The sequence below is a fragment of the Thermomonospora cellulosilytica genome, assembly GCF_014138835.1.
Taxonomy (GTDB): domain Bacteria; phylum Actinomycetota; class Actinomycetes; order Streptosporangiales; family Streptosporangiaceae; genus Thermomonospora; species Thermomonospora amylolytica.
Map to the genome: position 1 here is coordinate 833,644 of NZ_JACJII010000001.1, position 19,220 is coordinate 852,863.

Genomic DNA, 19,220 nt, shown 5'->3' on the forward strand with positions numbered 1-19,220 from the left:
CCCCTCCCGGCGGCCTCCGCGCCGCCGGGGCCGTCGGCCGCCGGTCAGGACGGCAGGCGGCCGGCGTCCCTGAGGTAGTCCAGCTGCGCCTGCACGGACGCCTCGGCGGCCTTCCACAGCTTGCGGTCGACCTCCGCGTAGACCCGTTCGACGACCTCGCGGGCGGTGCGGGCGCCGGCCTCCACCGCCGCCTCGACCTGGGCGAGCCGCTGCATCCGGTGGTCCAGATAGCCGTCCAGCGCGCCGATCGGGTCGTCCAGGCCGGGCCCGTGACCGGGCAGGATGATCCGCGCCTCGCGTTCGGCGGAGAACCGGCGGAGCCGTTCCAGCGAGGACAGGTAGTCCCCCAGCTTCCCCTCCACGACCGTGGTGCCGTAGCCGAGCACGGTGTCGCCGGTCAGCACCGCCCCGTCGGCGGGCAGCCAGAACGTCAGGGAGTCGTCCGAGTGCCCCGGGGTCTCCATCACGTGCAGTTCCAGCCCGCCGGTCGTGATCACGTCGCCCTCGACCAGGCCCTCGTCGCCCAGCCGGTGCCGGGGGTCGAGCGCCCGGATCTTCGGGGCGCCGGTCAGCTCGGCGAACTTGCGGGCTCCGGCCGAGTGGTCGGGGTGGCCGTGGGTGAGGACGACCAGCGCGACGCGCCGCCCGCTCTCCTCGACCTTGCGCGCGACCCGGCGCAGGTGCCGCACGTCCTTGGGCCCCGGGTCGATCACCACGGCCTCGGCGGAGCCCGGTTCGGACACCACCCAGGTGTTGGTGCCGTCGAGGGTCATCGGTGAGGGGTTGGGGGCGAGCACGCAGACCGCCCGTTCGGTGCCCATGCCGTCGATCTCGTTCATCTCGCCCATCTTCGCTCCGGTGATCCTGCCGAGATGACGCAGGGCCGACGTTCCGGCGACGATCCTGGTCAGGCGCGACCGCCCGCCGAAGGACGGCATCGGCGTCACATGCCGGGGTAGTGCCGGGCGGCGTCCTCGGGGAGCATCAGGTACGCCTCGCCGTCGACGATCTCGGTGTACGGGGCGTGCACGATGATCTCCCGTTCGGCGGCCAGCACGTCGGCGACCGAGTCGTACTCGGCGAGGTCGTGCAGCGTCGCCAGGGTCGGCGGGAGCAGGAACCACTCGCCGCCGCGGGCGCGTTCCACCGCCTCGGCGGGGCGGACCCAGACGACCGAGTCGGCCTCGGTGCTCACGTCGCGGGCGCGCTGCCCCTCGGGGATCGCGGCCACGAAGAACCGGGTGTCGTACCGCTTGGGCTCGACCTCCGGGGTGATCCAGTGCCCCCACGGCCGCAGCAGGTCGCTGCGCAGCACCAGCCCGCGCCGTTCCAGGAACTGCGCGAACGACCGGGAGCGGTCCAGCAGCGCCCGCCGGTCGGCCTCCCAGTCCTCGCCGCGGGTGTCGTCCACCACCGAGTCGGGGGTCGGCCCGGCCAGCAGGACCAGGGTCTCCTCGAAGGTCTCCCGGACGGCCGCGCAGACCAGCCCGCGGGCGACGGTCTCGTCGGCGCCGAACGCCTTGCCCCACTCGGCGGCCTCCGGCCCCGCCCAGGCGATGCCGGCGTCCCCGTCGCGCGGGTCGACCGAGCCGCCGGGGAACACGTAGGCGCCCGGCGCGAACGCCATCGACGCGACCCGCCGCAGCATGAACGCCTGCAGCCCGTGCCGGGGGTGGTCGCGCAGCACGACGACGGTGGCGGCGTCGCGGGGCCTGGCCGGCTCGAGCCTTCCGGCCCGCATCTCCTCGAAGCGCGCCCTCAGGTCCGGGGACAGCTTCAGCCCTTTGACGCCGCTCATCGGCCGTGCACCTTCCTGCTCCTCATGGCGGCCAATTCGGACATACCGAATGCCGTTCCGTCAACCCCCGAGCTCGGCGATCAGCTCCACCTCGACGGGGACGTCCCGGGGCAGCACCGTCACCCCGACCGCGCTGCGGGCGTGCCGGCCGGCCTCCCCGAACACCTCGCCGAGCAGGTCGCTGGCCCCGTTGACGACCTGCGGCTGCCCGAAGAAGCCCGGGGCGCTGGCCACGAAGCCCACCACCTTGACGATCCGGGTCACCCGGGACAGCTCGCCGACCTCGGCCCTGAGCGCCGCGATCGCGTTCAGCGCGCACACCCGGGCGGCCTCCTGGGCCTGCTCCAGGGTGACCTCGGCGCCCACCTTGCCGGTCACGATCGGCTCGCCCTTGACGAACGGGACCTGCCCGGAGGTGTAGACCAGGGAGCCGGTGCGGACGGCGGGCACGTAGGAGGCCAGCGGCGCCACCACCTCGGGCAGCTCCAGGCCGAGCTCGGCGATCCGCTCCTCGGGGGTCGTCACTGGATCTCTCGCTTGAAGTAGGCCACGAGGTTCTCCGGGTTCGGTCCCGGGATCACGGTGACGAGCTCCCACCCGTCCTGGCCCCAGTTGTCGAGGATCTGCTTGGTGGCGTGCACCAGCAGCGGAACGGTCGCATACTCCCACTTCTTCATGCCGCTCAGCGTAGCGATTGCCCTGCTCGGGCTCCGGCACACGTTCGTGTCGGGGACCTCGGCCCAGCTCCCCCGGCCGCGCATCACGACGTACAAGCGGCTGCGGGAGGGCGGACCGTGGGTGGACGTGTCACCCGCGGTCGGCGGCCACGCCGACAGCGGCATCGCAGGACCCGGCGACGTCAACCGCTTCTCCAGGCGCTGCCGGGCGGCTGCTCCGCCGGTATCGCGTCATCACGTTGCCGGACGTTTTTGTTCCAGGCGGCCGTCGTTTCCCGTTCGGCGCTGTTGACGTCGTCCTGCAACGATCGCACCCGCACATCGCCGGAGCCGTCCGGCCTGCGATACACGAGTTCGATGTCCGATGGCAATGCCACGGACACCTTCCGTTCAGATGTACGGACGACGCCGGAATTAGACGCCGGAGATGATCGTTCGGTTCGCCGATTCGGCATTTTTGGCCGATGCCGGCCCGAGGCCGCACTCGACCCGAGCGATCCGGTCGTGCGCTGTTAGTTTTACCCGCCGAACGGAATCCATCACCGGAGGATGTGAATGCGACGTATCGTTGCGGTGGCCCTGACCACCGGGGCGCTCGTGGCCGGTCTCGGCGCGGTCGCCACCCCCGCCCAGGCGGCGACGACGAAGAAGTGGGAGACCATCGACGCCTTCCCGCACACGAGGGCCTGGGGCCAGGCCACGAAGACCTCCAGCAAGTTCACCTGGAAGGGCTCCCTGAAGGACGGCAGGAAGGACGGCTGGACGGCCTGCGTCCGCTTCAAGGCCGTCGAGGGCGACAGGTACCAGACCGTCCGCTACATCATCGTCACCGGTGGCGGCACGGCCTACGACGGTCCGGGCACCGTCAGCATTTCGGGCTCCTCCTCCTACAACGGAAAGCTCTACGTGCAGGAGTGCCGCCGCAGCAAGAAGACGGGCAAGTACCAGTACGCCGACAAGAAGTGGCGCAAGATTTTCTGAACCCGTACGGCATGACGAGGGCCCGGCGGTCACCCGCCAGGCCCTTGCCCCGCCGGTCCCGACGGTCCCCAAAGCGCTCAACGACCGTGCCGACGCGACCGCCGGAACGGGCCGGAAGGCCCGGGTCGGTCACAGATCCAGGTAGTGGAAGCCCGGTGGGGGGTGCATGAGGAAGTCGTAGTGCGAGATGTTCCAGGCGTAGGCGCCGGCCATGGAGAAGGCGACCACGTCGCCTACGGCGATGTGGTCCACGGGGACTTGGCGGGCGAAGACGTCCTTGGGGGTGCAGAGCTGGCCGACCAGCGTGACGGGGGTGTTCGTGGCTTGGGGGCCGGTGCGGCCCTGGGGGATGAGGGTGAAGGGCTGGTCGTGGTTCTTGGTCACGGGGGTGCGGATGTGCTGGGTGCCGCCGCGCAGGACGGCGTAGCAGTGGCCGTGGGCCTTCTTGACGTCGAGGACCTGGGTGACGTACCAGCCCGCGTAGACGCTGATGGCGCGTCCGGGTTCGATGCGCAGGGTCTCGTCGGGGCGGGCGAGCGCGGCGATCTCGCGGCCGTACCGTGCCCAGTCGAAGCGGTTGCCGGGGTCGCCGTAGTCCACGGCCATTCCGCCGCCGAGGTTGAACTCGGGGGCGTCCGCGCAGCCGGTGTCCTGGAGCCATGCGCGCGCCCAGTCCAGGATCTCGGCCGACTGCCGGACCATGGCGTCGGCGTCCAGGCCGGAGGCCAGGTGCGCGTGGACGCCGCGGAGCCTGATCCACGGCGCCCGGGCGAGGATGCCGCGGCACTGCTCGATCGTCTCGGGGTCCATTCCGAACGGTCCTGACATCGCCAGCGCCGCGCCCCGGCGTTCCCCGGCGAGGTTGACGCGCAGCAGGACGTCGGCCTCGCGGCGGAGGGCCGCCAGGCGTTCCAGTTCGTAGGGGCTCTCGATGTGGATGCGTTCGGCCTCGGCGACGGCCTGCTCCAGTTCGGCGTCGGTCTTGCCGGGGCCGCCGAACGCCGTCCGCGTGTCCGGCAGCACCTCGCGGACGTGCGCCAGCTCGCCTCCGGACGCCACCTCGACGCCCGCCACGTACGGGGCCAGCGTGGCCAGGATCAGCGGGTCCGGGTTGGCCTTGGCCGCGTAGAACAGCTCCGGCCCGTCCCGCAGCGCGTCCCTGATGCCCGCCACGTGCTCCCGCAGCGCGGCCAGGTCGTACACGTACGCGGGCAGTTTCTCCTCCGCGGCCAGTTCCTCCGCCCGCCGCCGCACAGCCTCAGTGAGCACCAGGCCAGTCTGACGCCATCGGGGCCTCCGAGCGGTGGTAATCGGCGGTCGGCGCGCCCGGCGCGGAGTCCCCGAGGCCGGTGATCTTGCTCATAGCGGCCCCCTCGTCGCGCCGGTCCGCCCTTCTGGACCCGGAACGCGGCGGTCACGTTCCGGGTCCGGGGTCAGACGGTCTTGGTGGAGCCGGCGTCGATGAGGTGGTCGGTGCCGGTGGTGCTGCCGGCCAGGGGCGAGGCCAGGTAGGCGACCAGGGCGGCGACCTCGGCCGGCTCCACGAGGCGGCCGGTGAGCATGCCGGTGGCGGCGGGGAGGCCGGCCAGGAGCTGGTCGTGTTCGAGGCCCATGGTGCGGGCCAGCTCGGCGCCGTAGCCCTCGGGGTGCTCCCACAGGTCGGTGCGGACGGCGCCCGGCGAGACGGTGTTGACGCGGACGCCCTGCGGGCCGAACTCCTCCGCCAGGGCCTTGCCGAACGCGGTCAGCGCGGCCTTGGCGGTCGTGTAGGTGATGGGGCCGGCGTGGGGCATCCGGGCGCCGTTGGAGGAGATGCTGACGATCGCGCCGCGGCGTTCCACCAGGTGGGGCAGGGCGGCGCGGGTGGTGCGGACGGCGGCGAGGAAGTTGAGGTCGAACGCCCGCGCCCACTGCTCGTCGGTGAACGACAGGAAGCCGCCGGTCTGCCCGGCGCCGCCGTCGCCGCCGCCGACGTTGTTGACCAGCACGTCGATCCCGCCGAGTTCGGCCGTGGCCCGCTCGATCAGGCGGGCGGGGCCGTCGGGCGCGGTCAGGTCGACGGTCACGCCGATCGCGCCGGTGGCCTTGAGCGCGGGGGTGATGGTGCGGGCGGCGGCGACCACCCGCACGCCCTCGGCGGTCAGCGTCTCGGTCACGGCCAGGCCGATGCCGCGGCTGGCGCCGGTCACCACGGCGGTCTTGCCGGTGAGCTGCAGATCCATGATCACTCTCTCCCGGAGTTGAGACTTCGGTGATGCGATCACCGTATGACTTGCAACATCGATGTTGCAACTAAAGATGCTTCCGCGACGGCGGCGTACTGTCCTGGCATGCACGCAGTGAGGGAGCCCGCATGAGCCCGCAGCCCCCGCGGCCGTTGCGGGCGGACGCCGAACGCACCGTGCGGGCGATCCTGGAGGCCGCCGAACGGGTGCTCAGCGCCGATCCGGCGGCGACGATGGAGCAGATCGCCGAGGCCGCCGGGGTCGCCCGCACCACCGTCCACCGCCGGTTCGCCACCCGGGAGGCGCTGGTGGAGGCGATGACCCGGTGGGCCGCCCGGCGCTTCCACGAGGCCGTCCTGGCCGCCCGGCCCGACGCCGTGCCGCCCCTGGTCGGGCTGTACCAGGTGACCGCCAACGTGCTCCGTGTCAAGATCGACTGGGGTTTCGCGATGAGCCGCCCCGCCCCGGAGGGCTCCGAGGTCGCCCGGGTGCACGCCGACGTCCGGGAGGTGTGCGACGAGATGTTCCGGCGGGCGCGCGACGCCGGGCTGGTGCGCCCGGACGTCGACCTGGACTGGGCCCGCCGCGTCTACTACGCGCTGGTCCACGAGGCCGCCCAGCGCCGTTCCGACGACGTGGAGGCGCTCGCCGCCCTGGTGGTCGACACGCTGCTGCGCGGCGTCGGCCGTCCCGACGCCGGATGGCGTACGTCATGACCGGTGATGGGGGCTGTCGCCGGATTCGGGCGGTGTGTCGGATCGATGTCGTGGGGTACACGGTGGCGACGGCGCGTACCGGAATGGGGCCGGAACCCGTAACCTCGGGAGCGACGACACCCGTCCAGGGGGTCGGGGGCAGGCCCCGAAGCGGGCTGTGAAGGAACGGAGTAGCCGTGGAACCCGGTGGTCAGCTCAACATCCAGCAGCTGATGGAGCAGGCGCAGCGCATGCAGCAGCAGCTGTTCAGCGCGCAGCGCGAGCTCGCCGAGGCACAGGTGGAGGGCACCGCGGGCGGCGGTCTGGTCACCGCCACCGTCAACGGGCAGGGCGAGGTCGTGGGGCTGCGGATCGACCCCAGGGCGATCGACGTCGACGACCCGGCCGACACCGCCGAGACCATCGCCGACCTGGTGCTGGCGGCCATCCGGGACGCCGGGCGCGCCGTGGCCGAACTGCAGGCGGAGAAGATGGGACCGCTGGCCCAGGGCCTCGGCGGCGGGCTGCCGGGGATGCCCGGCCTGCCCGGGATGTAGCCGCGCCGAAGCCGCCGAACGAACACCGCCGAGGGAGGGACCGCGTTGTACGAGGGGGTCGTCCAGAACCTCATCGACGAGCTGGGCAGGCTGCCCGGCGTCGGCCCCAAGAGCGCGCAGCGGATCGCCTTCCACCTGCTGGCCGCGGATCCGGTCGACGTGGAGCGGCTGGTCACGGCGCTCCGTGAGGTCAAGGACAAGGTCCGGTTCTGCAGCGTCTGCGGGAACGTGGCCGAGGAGTCCGAGTGCCGGATCTGCCGCGATCCGCGCCGCGACCCGGCGGTGATCTGCGTGGTGGAGGAGTCCAAGGACGTCGTCGCCATCGAGAAGACCCGCGAGTTCCGCGGCCGCTACCACGTGCTGGGCGGCGCGATCAGCCCGATCGAGGGCGTCGGCCCCGAGGACCTGCGGATCCGCGAGCTGATGCAGCGGCTGGCCGACGGCGCGGTCACCGAGCTGATCCTGGCCACCGACCCCAACCTGGAGGGCGAGGCCACCGCCACCTACCTGGCCCGTCTGGTCAAGCCGATGCACATCAAGGTCACCCGCCTGGCCAGCGGCCTGCCGGTGGGCGGCGATCTGGAGTACGCCGACGAGGTCACCCTGGGACGCGCGTTCGAAGGACGGAGGCTCCTCGATGTCTGACATCCCGATCCAGAGCACCACCAGCCCCGAGGAATGGGAGATCCTCGCCGGACGGGTCGCCACCCACGTCCGCAACTACCTGAGCGGCCTGGAGGGGGTGGCGCGCGGCGAGGCAGGCTCGCACGCGGTCCCCGTCCTGCTGCTGGAGGTGTCCCAGGTGATCCTGGCCGGCGCGCAGCTCGGCGCCAGCACCGACGTGATCCCGCCGGACAACTGGGAGCCCGAGCTCGGTCCCGACCCCGACCTGGACGACATCCGCACCGGCCTGGCCGAACGCCTGACCGCCGTCGACGACTACGTCGAGGTCTTCGACCCGGTCAAGGACACCGAGCCCACCGCCTACCGGCTGTCCGACGACCTGGTCGACGTGGCCAGCGACCTGATCCACGGCCTGCGCCACTACGAGAAGGGCCGCCCCCTGGAGGCCCTGTGGTGGTGGCAGTACTCGTACTTCAACCACTGGGGCAACCACGCCGGCGCCGCCCAGCGCGCCCTGTACGCCGTGATCGCCGACGCCCGCCTCAACGTCGCCGAGGAGACCCCCGTCCTCCGGTAGGACGAAGGTTCCCCTCGAGGGGACGTCGGGCCTTCTCGCGGGCCGCATGAGAACGATCATCGGCAGGGCCCGCGAGGACTCCGGCGGTCCCCGCCACGGTGAAGGTCGACCGGACCCCGGTCACCGCCGTGGCGTGGAGCGCGCCGTCGGGGAACTCACGCCCGCCCGCGGGAACGGCCTCCGGGCAGGCCACGGCCGGAGGCCGTCCGCGCATGTCGATGCCCGTGTTCCCGGTGGGGCGGCTCAGCGGGTGGGCTGGAGGAACTCGGGCCGGTCGAGCAGGCGCAGCCAGCTTCCGTCCGGCTGGCGCCTGAGGACCTGGGCGCGGGCGCCGGCGCCGTCCTTGGCCACGGTGGCGGTGAGGGCGATGTCGTCGCTGATCAGCGTCGGCAGCGGGGATTCCGGCTCGAAGCGGGGACGGGCCGCCAGCACCTTCTCCCACAGTTCGCGGATCGCCTCCCGGCCCACCGTCTGGCCGCCGGGCGGGTACGCCAGCACCGCGTTCTCCTCGTAGAGGGCGGCGACGCCGGTCGCGTCACCGGCGTTGGAGCGTTCGACGAACAGCCGGGTGATGTCCTCGGGACGCATGGCCTTCTCGTACTCGTCGTAGTCCGGCATGGCTTCCTCCTTGCAGTCCGTGTCTCCAGCGTCGCCCGGCCCGCTCCAGAAGTCCAACAGATGGTTCTGATGAGAACTAGAATCTGTGGTTATGGAGCTGAGGCAGCTGGAGTACTTCGTCGCCGTCGCCGAGGAGCGGAACTTCACCCGGGCGGCCGAGCGGGTGCACATCAGCCAGTCGGGGGTCAGCGCCCAGATCCGCCAGCTGGAACGGGAGCTGGGGGCCGAGCTGTTCGACCGGTCGGCGCGCACCGTCACCCTCACCGTGGCGGGCAAGGCCGCGCTCGAGCACGCCCGCGCCGCGCTCGCCGCCGCCGAGGCGGTCGGCCAGGCGGTGGGCGAGGTGACCGACCTGATCCGGGGCCGCCTCGCGGTCGGGATGGTGATCGGCTGCACCGTCACGCCGCTGTTCGACGCCCTGGCCGCGTTCCACCGGGCGCATCCCGGGGTGGAGCTGGCGCTGCTGGAGGACGACTCCGACCGGCTCGTCGAGGGCGTCCGCGACGGCGCCCTCGACCTGGCCCTCGTCGGAACGGCCGCCGCCGCCCACGACGGCCTGGAGACGCTGCCGATCATCAGCGAACGGCTCGTCGCGGCCGTCCCGTCCGGGCATCCGCTGGCGGAGCGGCGGCGGGTCGCCCTGCGCGAGCTGGCCGGGCACCCGCTGGTGTGCATGCCCGTCGGCACCGGGCTGCGCACGGTGTTCGACCGGGCCTGCGCCGCACAGGACCTCCGCCCCGCGATCGCCCTGCAGGCCAGCGCCGCGGACGCCATCGCCGCCCTGGCCGTCCGCGGCCTCGGCGTCGCCGTCCTCAGCGAGTCGATGGCCGAGCATTACCGGGACCGGCTCACCGCCCTGCTCATCGAGGACGCCGAGGCGCCCGCCCTGCTGGCCCTGGTCTGGAAGAGCACGCACAACCCCGCCGTGCGCGGGCTGCTCGCCCACAGCCGCCGGGCCTTCGCCCTGTGATCAGCGGGTGAGCAGGTCGCGGAGGGCCTTGGCGATCTCGGCGGGCGCCTCCTCGGCCATGAAGTGGCCGCAGGTGACCGTGGCGTGGTGGAGGTCGGAGGCCCAGGCCCGCCACAGGGCCGCGGCGTCGTAGCCGAGGGCGGCGCCCCAGTCCTGCTGGAGGACCGTGACCGGCATCCGCAGCCGGTTGCCGGAGGCGCGGTCGGCCTCGTCGTGGGCGACGTCGATGCCGGCGGAGGCCCGGTAGTCGGCGACGATCGAGGGAACGGCGTTGCGGCAGGCGGCCAGGTAGGCGGCGCGGACGTCGGCGGGAACGGCCTGCGGATCGCCCGTCCACAGGTCGAGGAAGTGACCGAAGAACTCGTCCGCGCTCGCCGCGATCATCCGCTCGGGCAGGCCGGGCGGCTGCGCCATCAGGTAGAGGTGGAAGCCGACCGCCGCCGACACCCCGCGCATCACCCCCCACATGTCCAGGGTCGGCAGAACGTCCAGGCAGGCCAGGTGGGTGACCGTGTCCGCGTGGTCGAGACCGGCGCGGAAGGCGACCAGGGCTCCCCGGTCGTGCCCGGCCAGGGCGAAGCGGTCGTGCCCCAGGGCGCGGGCCAGGGCGACGATGTCGGCGGCCATGGTGCGCTTGGAGTAGACCTCGGGGCCGGTCTCGGCGGGCTTGTCGCTGTCGCCGTAGCCACGCAGGTCGGGACAGATGACGGTGTGGTCGGCGGCGAGGTCGGCGGCGACGTGCCGCCACATCAGGTGGGTCTGCGGGAAGCCGTGCAGCAGAACGATCGGAGCGCCCGAGCCCCCGACGGCGGCGTTCAGCGACACGCCCTCGGCGACCGGGATGCGGTGGTGGGCGAAGCCTGGAATGGCGGCCATGAGCGGCGTCCCTTCCGGTAGGTGACCTGGTGTCCTCCAGGCTGGGCGCCGTGGATGAGCATCCGATGAGCACGGACCGTAGGGTCGAGGCGTGCGGGTCGAGTTCGGGGTGCTGGGGCCGGTGGCGGCCTGGGACGGTGCCGGGAACGCGATCGCCCTCAGGGGCCCTCGGCACCGGGCGGTGCTGGCCCGGCTGATCGTCGCCCGCCGCCGGGTCGTTCCGGTCGGCGTCCTGGTGGACGACCTGTGGCCGGATCCGCCGCCGGACGCGGTGGGCGCGGTGCGCACGTTCGTGGCCGCGCTGCGCCGCGCGCTGGAACCCGAACGCCCGCCCCGCGCCCCGGCCCGGCTGCTGGTCACCGAGGGGCCGGGGTACGCGCTGCGGGCCGAGCCGGACGCGGTGGACGCCTGGCGGTTCGAACGCGCGGTGAACGCCGCCGCGACGCTGCCTCCCGAGGAGGGACTGCCCCGGCTGGAGGAGGCGCTGGGGTGGTGGCGCGGACCCGCGTACGCCGAGTTCGCCGAGGAGGGCTGGGCCGGGGCGGAACGTTCCCGCCTGGCGGAGCTGCGGTTGCACGCCGTCGAGCGGAGGGCCGAGGCGCTGCTGGCGTTGGGGCGTCACGCCGAGGCGGTCCCGGATCTGGACGCACACGTGACCGAGCACCCCTGGCGGGAGGACGCCTGGCGTCTGCTGGCCCTGGCCCTCTACCGGTCCGGCCGCCAGGGCGACGCCCTCGCGGTGCTGCGCCGCGCGCGGGGCCTCCTGGTGGAGCAACTGGGTGTGGATCCGGGGCCGCGGCTGCGCCGCCTGGAGAAGGACATCCTCGACCAGGCCCGCCACCTCGACCCCGCCCCCGATCCGGCTCATGTGTGGGCGCAGGCCGCCGCCGCCTATGACCGCGCCGTGGCGTCCGGGGCCCGGGCACGGCTGGAGTCGACGGTCGGGCTGCTGCGCAACCTGGCGGTCACCGGAGGCGGCGGTCTGGTGGCGGCCCGCCGGCACCGGGTGGCGGCCATCGCGGCGGCCGAGGAGCTGGGCGACCCGGAGCTGACCGCCCGTGTGATCGGCGCCTACGACGTTCCGGCGATCTGGACCCGTGTCGACGACCCCGAGCAGGCCGCGCAGGTCCGTGCGGCGGCCGAACGCACCCTGGCCGCACTCCCGTCCGGCCCGGAGCACGACGCCTCACGGGCGCGGCTGCTGGCGACGATCGCCGTGGAGACGCGCGGCGTCCGCTCGCCGCGCGCCCGTGCGGCCGCCCGGCAGGCCGAGGAGATCGCCCGTCGCCTGGACGATCCCGCACTGCTGGCGTTCGCCCTGAACGGCGTGTTCATGCAGTCGTTCGATCGGGCGGGGCTGGCCCCTCGCCGCGACGAGATCGGCGCGGAACTGGTCGCCTCGTCCGCCCGCCACGGGCTGGCCTCCTACGAGGTGCTGGGGCACCTGATCCGCCTGCAGGCCCGCAGCGCGCTCGCCGACTTCCCGGCCGCCGACCGGCATGCGGCGACCGTGGACCGCCTGGCCGAGCGCCACGAGCTGCCGCTGGTCGGCGTGTTCACCCGGTGGTACCGGGCGCTGCGCCGCGCCGCGTCCGGCTCCTCTCTGGTCGAAGCGGAACGGGCCTACCGGGACGCCGCCGCACGCCTGGAGGGCGCCGGCATGCCGGGCCTGGAGCACGGCCTGCTCCCGCTCGCCCTGCTGTCCCTGCGCGTCCGGCACGACCGGCCCGCCCCGGCCGACGAGCGCATCGACTGGGGACCGTACGAACCGTGGACGCGCCCCCTCGTCCTCCTGGCCCAAGGCCGCCGCGGGGAGGCCGCGACTGCGCTCCGCCGGGTCCCGGACCCGCCTCCCGACCTGCTCCACGAGGCCCTGTGGTGCCTCATCGCCCGGGCCTCCGTCGCCGTCGGCGACCGCGAGACGATGCGGCGCGCCCGCGCCGCCCTCACCCCCGCCGCGGCGGAACTGGCCGGAGCGGGCAGCGGCCTGCTGACCCTGGGGCCGGTCGCCGATCATCTGGACACCCTGGCCGCCGCTCTCGCCGGGGGTTGAATCTGACACTGGTGTCAGGTCTTACCGTCCCCGCATGAGCGACAAGCTGTTGACTCCTTACAGCCTGGGCGTGCTGGAGCTGCCCAACCGGATCGTGATGGCCCCGATGACCCGGTTCCGGGCGGACGAGGACGGGGTGCCGCAGCCGTTCGTCGCCGACTACTACGCGCAGCGGGCGGGCGCGGGGCTGATCGTCACCGAGGGGATCTGGCCGAGCTTCCAGGGGCAGGCCGGATGGCGGATGCCGGGGCTGGTCACCCGGGCGCACGTGGCGGGATGGCGCCGGGTGACCGAGGCGGTGCACGCCGCGGGCGGGCGGATCTTCGCCCAGTTGATGCACGGCGGACGGCAGGCGCATCCGCTGGCCCGGATCGACGGGGGCATGCCGCTCGCGCCCTCCGCGGTCCCCGTTCCGTACCGCCAGCACACGCGGGTGGGCAAGAGCGACCCGGTGACGCCGAGGCCGATGACGCATGACGACATCCGCACGGCGATCGCGGACCACGTGGCGGCGGCGCGGAACGCCGTCGAGGCCGGGTTCGACGGCGTGGAGTTGCACGGGGCGAACAGTTACCTCATCCACCAGTTCCTCGCCGACAACACCAACCTGCGGGACGACGAGTACGGCGGCGGCATCGCGGGCCGGATCCGCTTCCCCGTGGAGCTGACGGAGGCCGTCGCCGAGGCGGTCGGGCCCGAACGCCTGGGCCTGCGGCTCTCCCCCGGCAACCCCCAGTTCGGCATGGTGGAGAACGACCCGGCCCCGGTGTACCGCGCGCTGGTGGACGCCCTCGATCCGCTGGGCCTGGCCTACCTCCACCTCACCGAGGCCCTGACCTGCTCGTCCCTGGCCGACCTGCGCCCCCGCTGGCACGGCGCCCTCATCGCGAACGTCGGCGAGAACCGCGAACCCACCACCCGTGAGGACGGCGAGGCCGTGCTCGGCAAGGGCCTGGCCGACCTGGTCTCCTACGGCCGCGCCTTCATAGCCAACCCCGACCTGCCGGAACGCTTCGCCCTCGGCGCTCCCCTGGCCTCCTACGACGAGACCCTCCTCTACACCCACGGCCCCGAGGGCTACAGCGACTACCCGACCTGGCGGGCGACCCGTCCGCCCCGCCCCCGCGCCCCCCGGCAGGCGGACCAGCCGCTCCGCACGGCGTAGTCACCCGGGGGGAGGGTTTCGCCGCCGGCCCGGCTTGTGTCTCGCATGCTGGGAAAATGTGTTCGTTCCGCAGTCGGATGGGGTCGGTAGACTCGACGGCTGGTATACGCCGACCCCGATCCGAGGAGCACCCACCCGTGGCTCTTGTCGTGCAGAAGTACGGTGGCTCCTCCGTTGCGGACGCCGAGTGCGTCAAGCGGGTCGCCCAGCGCATCGTCGCGACGAAGAAGGCGGGCAACGACGTCGTGGTCGTGGTCTCCGCCATGGGCGACACTACGGACGAGCTGATCGACCTGGCCGAGCAGGTCAGCCCGCTGCCTCCGGCGCGCGAGCTGGACATGCTGCTGACGGCCGGGGAGCGGATCTCGATGGCGCTGCTGGCCATGGCGATAGCCAACCTGGGCCACGAGGCGCGGTCGTTCACCGGCTCCCAGGCCGGTGTGATCACCGACGGCTCCCACGGTAAAGCCCGGATCATCGACGTCACGCCCGGCCGGATCCGCGACGCCCTCAACGAGGGCTCGATCGCGATCGTCGCCGGGTTCCAGGGCGTCTCCCAGGACACCAAGGACATCACCACGCTCGGCCGGGGCGGCTCGGACACCACGGCGGTGGCGCTGGCCGCCGCGCTGCACGCCGACGTGTGCGAGATCTACACCGACGTGGACGGCGTGTTCACCGCCGACCCCCGGATCGTGCCCACCGCCCGCCGCATCCCGCGCATCTCCTACGAGGAGATGCTGGAGATGGCCGCCTGCGGGGCCAAGATCCTCCACCTGCGCTGCGTCGAGTACGCGCGCCGCTACAACATCCCGATCCACGTGCGGTCCTCGTTCAGCCACAAGAACGGGACCTGGATCTCCGACACCACCGAGGGAAGTGAGATGGAGCAGGCGATCATCTCCGGAGTCGCCCATGACCGCAGCGAGGCCAAGGTCACCGTGGTGGGCGTGCCCGACAAGGTGGGCGAGGCCGCGACGATCTTCTCGGTGCTGGCGGACGCCGGGATCAACCTGGACATGATCGTGCAGAACGTGTCGGCCGCCGCCACCGGCCGCACCGACATCTCCTTCACCCTGCCGGCCACCGACGGGCAGGCCGCGCTGACCGCCCTCAACAAGGTCAAGGAGGAGATCGGCTTCGAGTCGCTGCGCTACGACGACCGGATCGGCAAGATCTCGCTGATCGGCGCCGGGATGCGCTCGCACCCCGGGGTCACCGCCAAGTTCTTCTCCGCCCTGGCCGAGGCCGGGGTCAACATCGAGATGATCTCCACCTCGGAGATCCGGATCTCGGTGATCGTCTCGCAGGACGACGTGGAGGCCGCGGTCACCGCCGCGCATCGGGCGTTCGAGCTGGACGCCGACCAGATCGAGGCCGTGGTGTACGGAGGTACCGGCCGATGAGCGAATCCAGGCGCAAGCCCACTCTGGCCGTGGTCGGCGCGACCGGCGCGGTCGGCACCGTGATGCTGGACATCCTGTCCACCCGCGAGGACGTGTACGGCGAGATCCGGCTGGTGGCCTCGCCCCGGTCGGCCGGCAAGAAGCTGACCGTGCGCGGCGAGCAGGTCGAGGTGCAGGCGCTGGCCCCCGAGGTGTTCGAGGGCGTGGACATCGCCATGTTCGACACCCCGGACGGGATCTCCGCGCAGTGGGCCCCGATCGCCGCGCGGCACGGCGCGGTCGCGGTCGACAACTCCGGGGCGTTCCGGATGGACCCGGACGTGCCGCTGGTGGTGCCGGAGGTGAACGCCGAGGCCGCCCGCAACCGGCCCAAGGGGATCATCTCCAACCCCAACTGCACCACCCTGTCGATGATCGTCGCGATGGGCGCGCTGCACCGCCACTACGGGCTGCGCGAGCTGGTCGTGGCGTCCTACCAGGCGGCGTCCGGGGCCGGGCAGGCCGGCATCGACACCCTGTACGACCAGCTCGAGAAGGTCGGCGGCCACCGCGACATCGGCGAGCGCGCCGGCGACGTGCGCCGGGTGGTGGGCGACGACCTCGGGCCGTTCCCGGCGCCGCTGGCGATGAACGTGGTGCCGTGGGCGGGCTCGCTCAAGGAGGACGGCTGGACCTCCGAGGAGCTGAAGGTCCGCAACGAGTCCCGCAAGATCCTCGGCCTGCCGGACCTGCGGGTCAGCGCCACCTGCGTGCGGGTCCCGGTGGTGACCACCCACTCGCTGGCCGTGCACGCGGTCTTCGAGCGGCCGGTGGACCAGCGGGAGGCGCAGGCGGTGCTGGCGGGCTCCCCCGGCGTGGTGCTGGTGGACGACCCGGAGAACTTCGAGTTCCCCACCCCCGCCGACGTGGTCGGCACCGACCCCACCTGGGTCGGCCGGGTGCGCCGCTCGCTGGACGACCCGAACGCGCTGGACCTGTTCCTGTGCGGCGACAACCTGCGCAAGGGCGCCGCGCTGAACACCGCCCAGATCGCCGAGCTGGTGGCGGCCGAGCTGACCTCCTGACGCCGGTCCGAGCACGGCGAACGGCCCCGGGACTCGATGTCCCGGGGCCGTTCCCATCGGGTGATCTCGTACGGCGAGTTCGTGGCCGGACTCGTCGGCTCGGCGCACCGTGCTCGGCGCCGCCGTGGGATCGCCTCAGCGCAGGTAGGTGATGTACACCGCGTAGGTGCGCGGCTCGGCCGGCTGGGCCTGCCCCGTCACCTGGGCGTCGGCGGCCTGCTGGGCCGCGTTCTGCGCGTTGGACGCCTCCGCCGGAGCGTTCTGCGCCTGCTGGTCGGCGGCCTGCGCGTTCGCCGGCCGGGCGTCGGCGTTCGGCCGTTCGGCTTCCTGGGCGTTCGCCGGCCGCTGGTCCGCGTTCTGCGCATTCACGGGCTGCGCGTCGGCGGCCTGCTGGTCGGCCGGAGCGATGTACGGGCCGACGAGCTGCGGCTGGTCGAACGCCTGCGGCTGCGACGGCCGCTCCGGCCCGATCGGGTACTGGTAGCCCTCGGGCCGCTGCTGCTCCTGCGGCGCACCCTGCTCAAACGGCATCGACTGGTACGGCCGCTCCGGCCCGGCCGGGTACCCGTACTGCTGCTCCTGGGGAGCGCCCTGCTCAAACGGCATCGACTGGTACGGCCGCTCCGGCCCGATCGGGTACTGGTAGCCCTCGGGCCGCTGCTGCTCCTGCGGCGCACCCTGCTCGAGCGGCATGCTCTGGTACGGCTGCTGCTCCAGCGCGGACGGGTACTGGTAAGCCTCGGGCCGCTGCTGCTCAAACGGCATCGACTGGTACGGCCGGTCCAGCGCGATCGGGTACTGGTAGGCCTCCGGCCGCTGCTGCTCCTGCGGCGCGCCCTGCTGCTCAAGCGGCATGCTCTGGTACGGCCGGTCCAGCACGGACGGGTACTGGTAGCCCTCGGGCCGCTGCTGCTCAAACGGCTGCTCCGGCGCGCCCTCCTGGTAGGGCTGGTACTCCTCCAGCGGCATCGACTGGTACGCCTCGGGCGCCTGCTCCTGGGAAGCGGTCTGCTCGTCCAGCGGCATCGACTGGTACGGCTGCCCGTAACCCTCCGGCCGCTGCTGCTCCTCAGGAATCGGGTACGGCTCGCCAGAGGTCGGCTCGTAGGCGCCAAGGTCGTACGAGTTCTGGTAGGTCTCAGGACCCTGCGAGCCTTCCGGCGCGGGCGGGTCCTGCTCCTGGGCGTTCGGCTCGTACACCTCGGGCCGCTGCGTCTCCGTCGACGCGTCCTGCTCGGACGGCGCGGCCTCGTAGCGCTCCGTCGCGTCTCCCTGCTGGGACGCCTCGGAACGGTCCTGCGAGCCCTCCGGCCGGTACTGCTCCGGCCTGGTCCCGTCGTCCTCGGAGCGCTGCACCTCCTCGGGCGCGGCCTCCCGCTCGAAGGACTCCTCCGAGCCGATGCCGAAGAGCCCGGCGTCCTGCTCGGACGACCCCCGCTCCTCCGCGTCGAACATCCGCTCGTAGAGCCCGGACAGGGCCTGTTCGGTGGTCTGCGACCCGGAGTCCTGCTCCGGCGCGTACTCGGGAGTGCGCTCCTGGTCGCCGGTCGGCGGCACCTGGTGTGGCGCCATGGGAGGCGGCGCCACCCGCTCAGCGGTCGATGCCTGGGTCGTCGTCGAGGTGATGAGCACACCTCCGACGGCGGCCGTGCACAAGCCGACGGCTAGTGCATTCTGCATGGCCTTCATGTTGAGTGATCTCTCTCTCCGGCTGGCGAGGTCCCGGCGAACGAGACCCCCAGCACGCCTGTAGTCACTCCTTGTTCATGGCTAATGACCGAGAGTCATAAACAGTGGCCTGCAGGCAAGACCGATCTATCCCCGCAGCGCGGGAACCCTTAGGCGGACGGACAGATGTTGTGGTGCAACCGGCGCAGCAGCAGCGCGATCTGCAGCCTCAGCCGACCCTCCGGCTCGTGCACCGACCAGCCCAGCAGATGCTCGGCCTGGGCCAGCCGGCTCTGCAGGGTGGAGTGGTGCACGTTGGCCACCGCCGCCGCGCCGCGCAGGCTGGCGGCGAACGCCACCGCGTCCAGGGTGGCGAGCATCCAGGGGGCGGCCGACGCCGCGCGTTCCAGCGTCCGCACGTCGGCGGCGGGCTCGCCGCCCGCCCCCACCGCCGCGGCCAGCACCGCCAGGCCGCCCAGCCGGTCGGCGTGGACCACCCGCGGCCCGGGATCCCGCTCGGTCCCCTCGGCGGTGAACCGCCACGCGGTCCGCGCCGCCGCCCAGGACGAGGGCAGCTCCAGCACCGGCACGGCGGGCCCGACCCCCGCACGGTCCCCGGGGGCCAGCGCGCCGCCGTCCCGCACGATCCGCACGGCGGTGGGCAGCGGAGCGCGCGGAGCCCCGTCCACCGGACCCGTGCCCTCCCCGGCGGCGGACCGGGCGTCGGGCGGCAGCGGCTCGATGCGCGCCCGGCCGCCGTCCAGCACGATCACCCGCGCCTGCGCGGCGGCGTCCAGCCCGAGCCTGCGGGCGGCGGCCGACCGCGCGGCCGGGGTCGCCGCCGCGTCCAGCAGCACCTCGCCGAGGGCCTGGTCGGCGGCGTCGGCCCGGCCCCGGGTGCGGGCCAGCACGGTGCCGATCGCGGCGGCGGCCCGTTCCAGCACCATCGCCTCGACCACGCCCGCCGGACCGGGGCGTTCCAGCCACAGCGCGGGCGGCCCGCCCGGCTCCAGCGGAACGCACGGCCAGGAAGGGTCGGGCGGCGCCCCGCGGTCCAGCCGCCGGCCCTGCGCGTCCATCCGCAGGTGGACCCGGCGGTCCTCGTCGGCCAGCCGGGCGGTGTGCCCGGTCAGCACGGCCGCGCCCCGGAGCAGCGCGGCCAGCCCGGCGCGTTCGGCCAGCAGCCGGTCGAAGTAGGGGATCACCTGGACCGCGGCGCTCGCATCGGGATCCAGCGCCGCGAGCCGTCCCGCCAGCTCCTTCACG

The 19,220-nt window shown here is 73.1% G+C and carries 21 protein-coding genes; 10 read left to right on the forward strand and 11 right to left on the reverse strand.

What is annotated here, in order from left to right:
- Positions 1-44: 44 nt before the first annotated feature.
- The 5 genes from HNR21_RS03875 to HNR21_RS03895 all read right to left on the reverse strand — a co-directional run bounded on the left by HNR21_RS03875 (position 45) and on the right by HNR21_RS03895 (position 2,852).
- Positions 45-839 (reverse strand): MBL fold metallo-hydrolase, encoded by a 795-nt coding sequence (locus tag HNR21_RS03875; RefSeq protein WP_246441948.1) that lies wholly within the window; start codon positions 837-839, stop codon positions 45-47.
- A gap of 104 nt (positions 840-943) precedes the next feature.
- The gene (locus HNR21_RS03880; protein ID WP_182704082.1) at positions 944-1,798 is read right to left on the reverse strand and encodes an NUDIX hydrolase; all 855 of its coding nucleotides are present in this window, start codon (positions 1,796-1,798) and stop codon (positions 944-946) included.
- 60 nt (positions 1,799-1,858) lie between these two features.
- Positions 1,859-2,323, reverse strand: coding sequence for a RidA family protein (locus tag HNR21_RS03885; protein ID WP_182704083.1), 465 nt, complete (start codon positions 2,321-2,323; stop codon positions 1,859-1,861).
- Positions 2,320-2,475 carry a Sp36 family protein gene (gene sp36, locus HNR21_RS03890; RefSeq protein ID WP_119731359.1) on the reverse strand — a complete coding sequence of 52 codons (156 nt, stop codon included), beginning with the start codon at positions 2,473-2,475 and terminating at the stop codon, positions 2,320-2,322. Before sp36 ends, HNR21_RS03885 begins: the two co-directional genes overlap by 4 nt.
- A gap of 182 nt (positions 2,476-2,657) precedes the next feature.
- Complete coding sequence (locus HNR21_RS03895) at positions 2,658-2,852, reverse strand: hypothetical protein (RefSeq protein ID WP_182704084.1); 195 nt, start codon at positions 2,850-2,852, stop codon at positions 2,658-2,660.
- Positions 2,853-3,030: 178 nt separating this feature from the next.
- On the opposite strand from HNR21_RS03895, the gene HNR21_RS03900 reads away from it, so the two are divergent.
- Positions 3,031-3,456, forward strand: a complete 426-nt coding sequence (locus HNR21_RS03900) for a hypothetical protein (RefSeq protein WP_182704085.1) — start codon at positions 3,031-3,033, stop codon at positions 3,454-3,456.
- Between the two features lie 129 nt (positions 3,457-3,585).
- On the opposite strand, the gene HNR21_RS03905 is transcribed toward HNR21_RS03900, so the two are convergent.
- Positions 3,586-4,725, reverse strand: a complete 1,140-nt coding sequence (locus HNR21_RS03905) for an alanine racemase (RefSeq protein WP_182704086.1) — start codon at positions 4,723-4,725, stop codon at positions 3,586-3,588.
- Between the two features lie 164 nt (positions 4,726-4,889).
- Positions 4,890-5,678, reverse strand: coding sequence for an SDR family NAD(P)-dependent oxidoreductase (locus tag HNR21_RS03910; RefSeq protein WP_182704087.1), 789 nt, complete (start codon positions 5,676-5,678; stop codon positions 4,890-4,892).
- 131 nt (positions 5,679-5,809) lie between these two features.
- Here HNR21_RS03910 and HNR21_RS03915 point away from each other — a divergent pair, with 131 nt between their 5' ends.
- From HNR21_RS03915 to HNR21_RS03930, 4 genes are all read left to right on the forward strand, one after another.
- On the forward strand, positions 5,810-6,397 hold the full coding sequence (locus HNR21_RS03915; protein ID WP_182704088.1) for a TetR/AcrR family transcriptional regulator: 588 nt from the start codon (positions 5,810-5,812) through the stop codon (positions 6,395-6,397).
- A 176-nt stretch (positions 6,398-6,573) separates the two neighbouring features.
- On the forward strand, positions 6,574-6,933 hold the full coding sequence (locus HNR21_RS03920) for a YbaB/EbfC family nucleoid-associated protein (RefSeq protein ID WP_119731364.1): 360 nt from the start codon (positions 6,574-6,576) through the stop codon (positions 6,931-6,933).
- Positions 6,934-6,978: 45 nt separating this feature from the next.
- Complete coding sequence (gene recR / locus HNR21_RS03925) at positions 6,979-7,578, forward strand: recombination mediator RecR (protein ID WP_182704089.1); 600 nt, start codon at positions 6,979-6,981, stop codon at positions 7,576-7,578.
- Positions 7,571-8,134, forward strand: a complete 564-nt coding sequence (locus tag HNR21_RS03930; protein WP_119731366.1) for a DUF5063 domain-containing protein — start codon at positions 7,571-7,573, stop codon at positions 8,132-8,134. The genes recR and HNR21_RS03930 overlap by 8 nt, the downstream gene beginning before the upstream one ends.
- A 243-nt stretch (positions 8,135-8,377) precedes the next feature.
- Here the strand turns inward: HNR21_RS03930 and HNR21_RS03935 are convergent, their stop codons facing one another.
- Positions 8,378-8,752, reverse strand: a complete 375-nt coding sequence (locus tag HNR21_RS03935; RefSeq protein WP_182704090.1) for a YybH family protein — start codon at positions 8,750-8,752, stop codon at positions 8,378-8,380.
- Between the two features lie 91 nt (positions 8,753-8,843).
- On the opposite strand from HNR21_RS03935, the gene HNR21_RS03940 reads away from it, so the two are divergent.
- Positions 8,844-9,722, forward strand: a complete 879-nt coding sequence (locus HNR21_RS03940; RefSeq protein WP_182704091.1) for a LysR family transcriptional regulator — start codon at positions 8,844-8,846, stop codon at positions 9,720-9,722.
- On the opposite strand, the gene HNR21_RS03945 is transcribed toward HNR21_RS03940, so the two are convergent.
- Positions 9,723-10,598, reverse strand: a complete 876-nt coding sequence (locus HNR21_RS03945; RefSeq protein ID WP_182704092.1) for an alpha/beta fold hydrolase — start codon at positions 10,596-10,598, stop codon at positions 9,723-9,725.
- Between the two features lie 91 nt (positions 10,599-10,689).
- On the opposite strand from HNR21_RS03945, the gene HNR21_RS03950 reads away from it, so the two are divergent.
- The 4 genes from HNR21_RS03950 to HNR21_RS03965 all read left to right on the forward strand — a co-directional run bounded on the left by HNR21_RS03950 (position 10,690) and on the right by HNR21_RS03965 (position 16,286).
- Positions 10,690-12,651: an AfsR/SARP family transcriptional regulator gene (locus HNR21_RS03950; protein WP_182704093.1), complete on the forward strand. Its 1,962-nt coding sequence runs from the start codon at positions 10,690-10,692 to the stop codon at positions 12,649-12,651.
- 34 nt (positions 12,652-12,685) lie between these two features.
- Positions 12,686-13,816, forward strand: coding sequence for an alkene reductase (locus HNR21_RS03955; protein ID WP_182704094.1), 1,131 nt, complete (start codon positions 12,686-12,688; stop codon positions 13,814-13,816).
- Between the two features lie 137 nt (positions 13,817-13,953).
- Complete coding sequence (locus tag HNR21_RS03960; RefSeq protein WP_182704095.1) at positions 13,954-15,222, forward strand: aspartate kinase; 1,269 nt, start codon at positions 13,954-13,956, stop codon at positions 15,220-15,222.
- On the forward strand, positions 15,219-16,286 hold the full coding sequence (locus HNR21_RS03965) for an aspartate-semialdehyde dehydrogenase (protein WP_119731373.1): 1,068 nt from the start codon (positions 15,219-15,221) through the stop codon (positions 16,284-16,286). The genes HNR21_RS03960 and HNR21_RS03965 overlap by 4 nt, the downstream gene beginning before the upstream one ends.
- Positions 16,287-16,421: 135 nt before the next feature.
- Here the strand turns inward: HNR21_RS03965 and HNR21_RS03970 are convergent, their stop codons facing one another.
- Complete coding sequence (locus HNR21_RS03970; protein ID WP_182704096.1) at positions 16,422-17,858, reverse strand: hypothetical protein; 1,437 nt, start codon at positions 17,856-17,858, stop codon at positions 16,422-16,424.
- Between the two features lie 266 nt (positions 17,859-18,124).
- Positions 18,125-19,219: a helix-turn-helix domain-containing protein gene (locus tag HNR21_RS03975; RefSeq protein ID WP_182704097.1), complete on the reverse strand. Its 1,095-nt coding sequence runs from the start codon at positions 19,217-19,219 to the stop codon at positions 18,125-18,127.
- Position 19,220: the final 1 nt, after the last annotated feature.

Bases quoted from the DNA above. Each gene is read 5' to 3' on its own strand.
- HNR21_RS03910 (WP_182704087.1), bottom strand. From the start codon at position 5,678: ATGGATCTGCAGCTCACCGGCAAGACCGCCGTGGTGACCGGCGCCAGC.
- HNR21_RS03935 (WP_182704090.1), bottom strand. From the start codon at position 8,752: ATGCCGGACTACGACGAGTACGAGAAGGCCATGCGTCCCGAGGACATC.
- HNR21_RS03915 (WP_182704088.1), top strand. From the start codon at position 5,810: ATGAGCCCGCAGCCCCCGCGGCCGTTGCGGGCGGACGCCGAACGCACC.
- HNR21_RS03900 (WP_182704085.1), top strand. From the start codon at position 3,031: ATGCGACGTATCGTTGCGGTGGCCCTGACCACCGGGGCGCTCGTGGCC.
- HNR21_RS03930 (WP_119731366.1), top strand. From the start codon at position 7,571: ATGTCTGACATCCCGATCCAGAGCACCACCAGCCCCGAGGAATGGGAG.
- HNR21_RS03945 (WP_182704092.1), bottom strand. From the start codon at position 10,598: ATGGCCGCCATTCCAGGCTTCGCCCACCACCGCATCCCGGTCGCCGAG.
- HNR21_RS03965 (WP_119731373.1), top strand. From the start codon at position 15,219: ATGAGCGAATCCAGGCGCAAGCCCACTCTGGCCGTGGTCGGCGCGACC.
- HNR21_RS03970 (WP_182704096.1), bottom strand. From the start codon at position 17,858: ATGGCGCCACACCAGGTGCCGCCGACCGGCGACCAGGAGCGCACTCCC.
- HNR21_RS03955 (WP_182704094.1), top strand. From the start codon at position 12,686: ATGAGCGACAAGCTGTTGACTCCTTACAGCCTGGGCGTGCTGGAGCTG.
- sp36 (WP_119731359.1), bottom strand. From the start codon at position 2,475: ATGAAGAAGTGGGAGTATGCGACCGTTCCGCTGCTGGTGCACGCCACC.
- HNR21_RS03940 (WP_182704091.1), top strand. From the start codon at position 8,844: ATGGAGCTGAGGCAGCTGGAGTACTTCGTCGCCGTCGCCGAGGAGCGG.
- HNR21_RS03880 (WP_182704082.1), bottom strand. From the start codon at position 1,798: ATGAGCGGCGTCAAAGGGCTGAAGCTGTCCCCGGACCTGAGGGCGCGC.
- HNR21_RS03875 (WP_246441948.1), bottom strand. From the start codon at position 839: ATGAACGAGATCGACGGCATGGGCACCGAACGGGCGGTCTGCGTGCTC.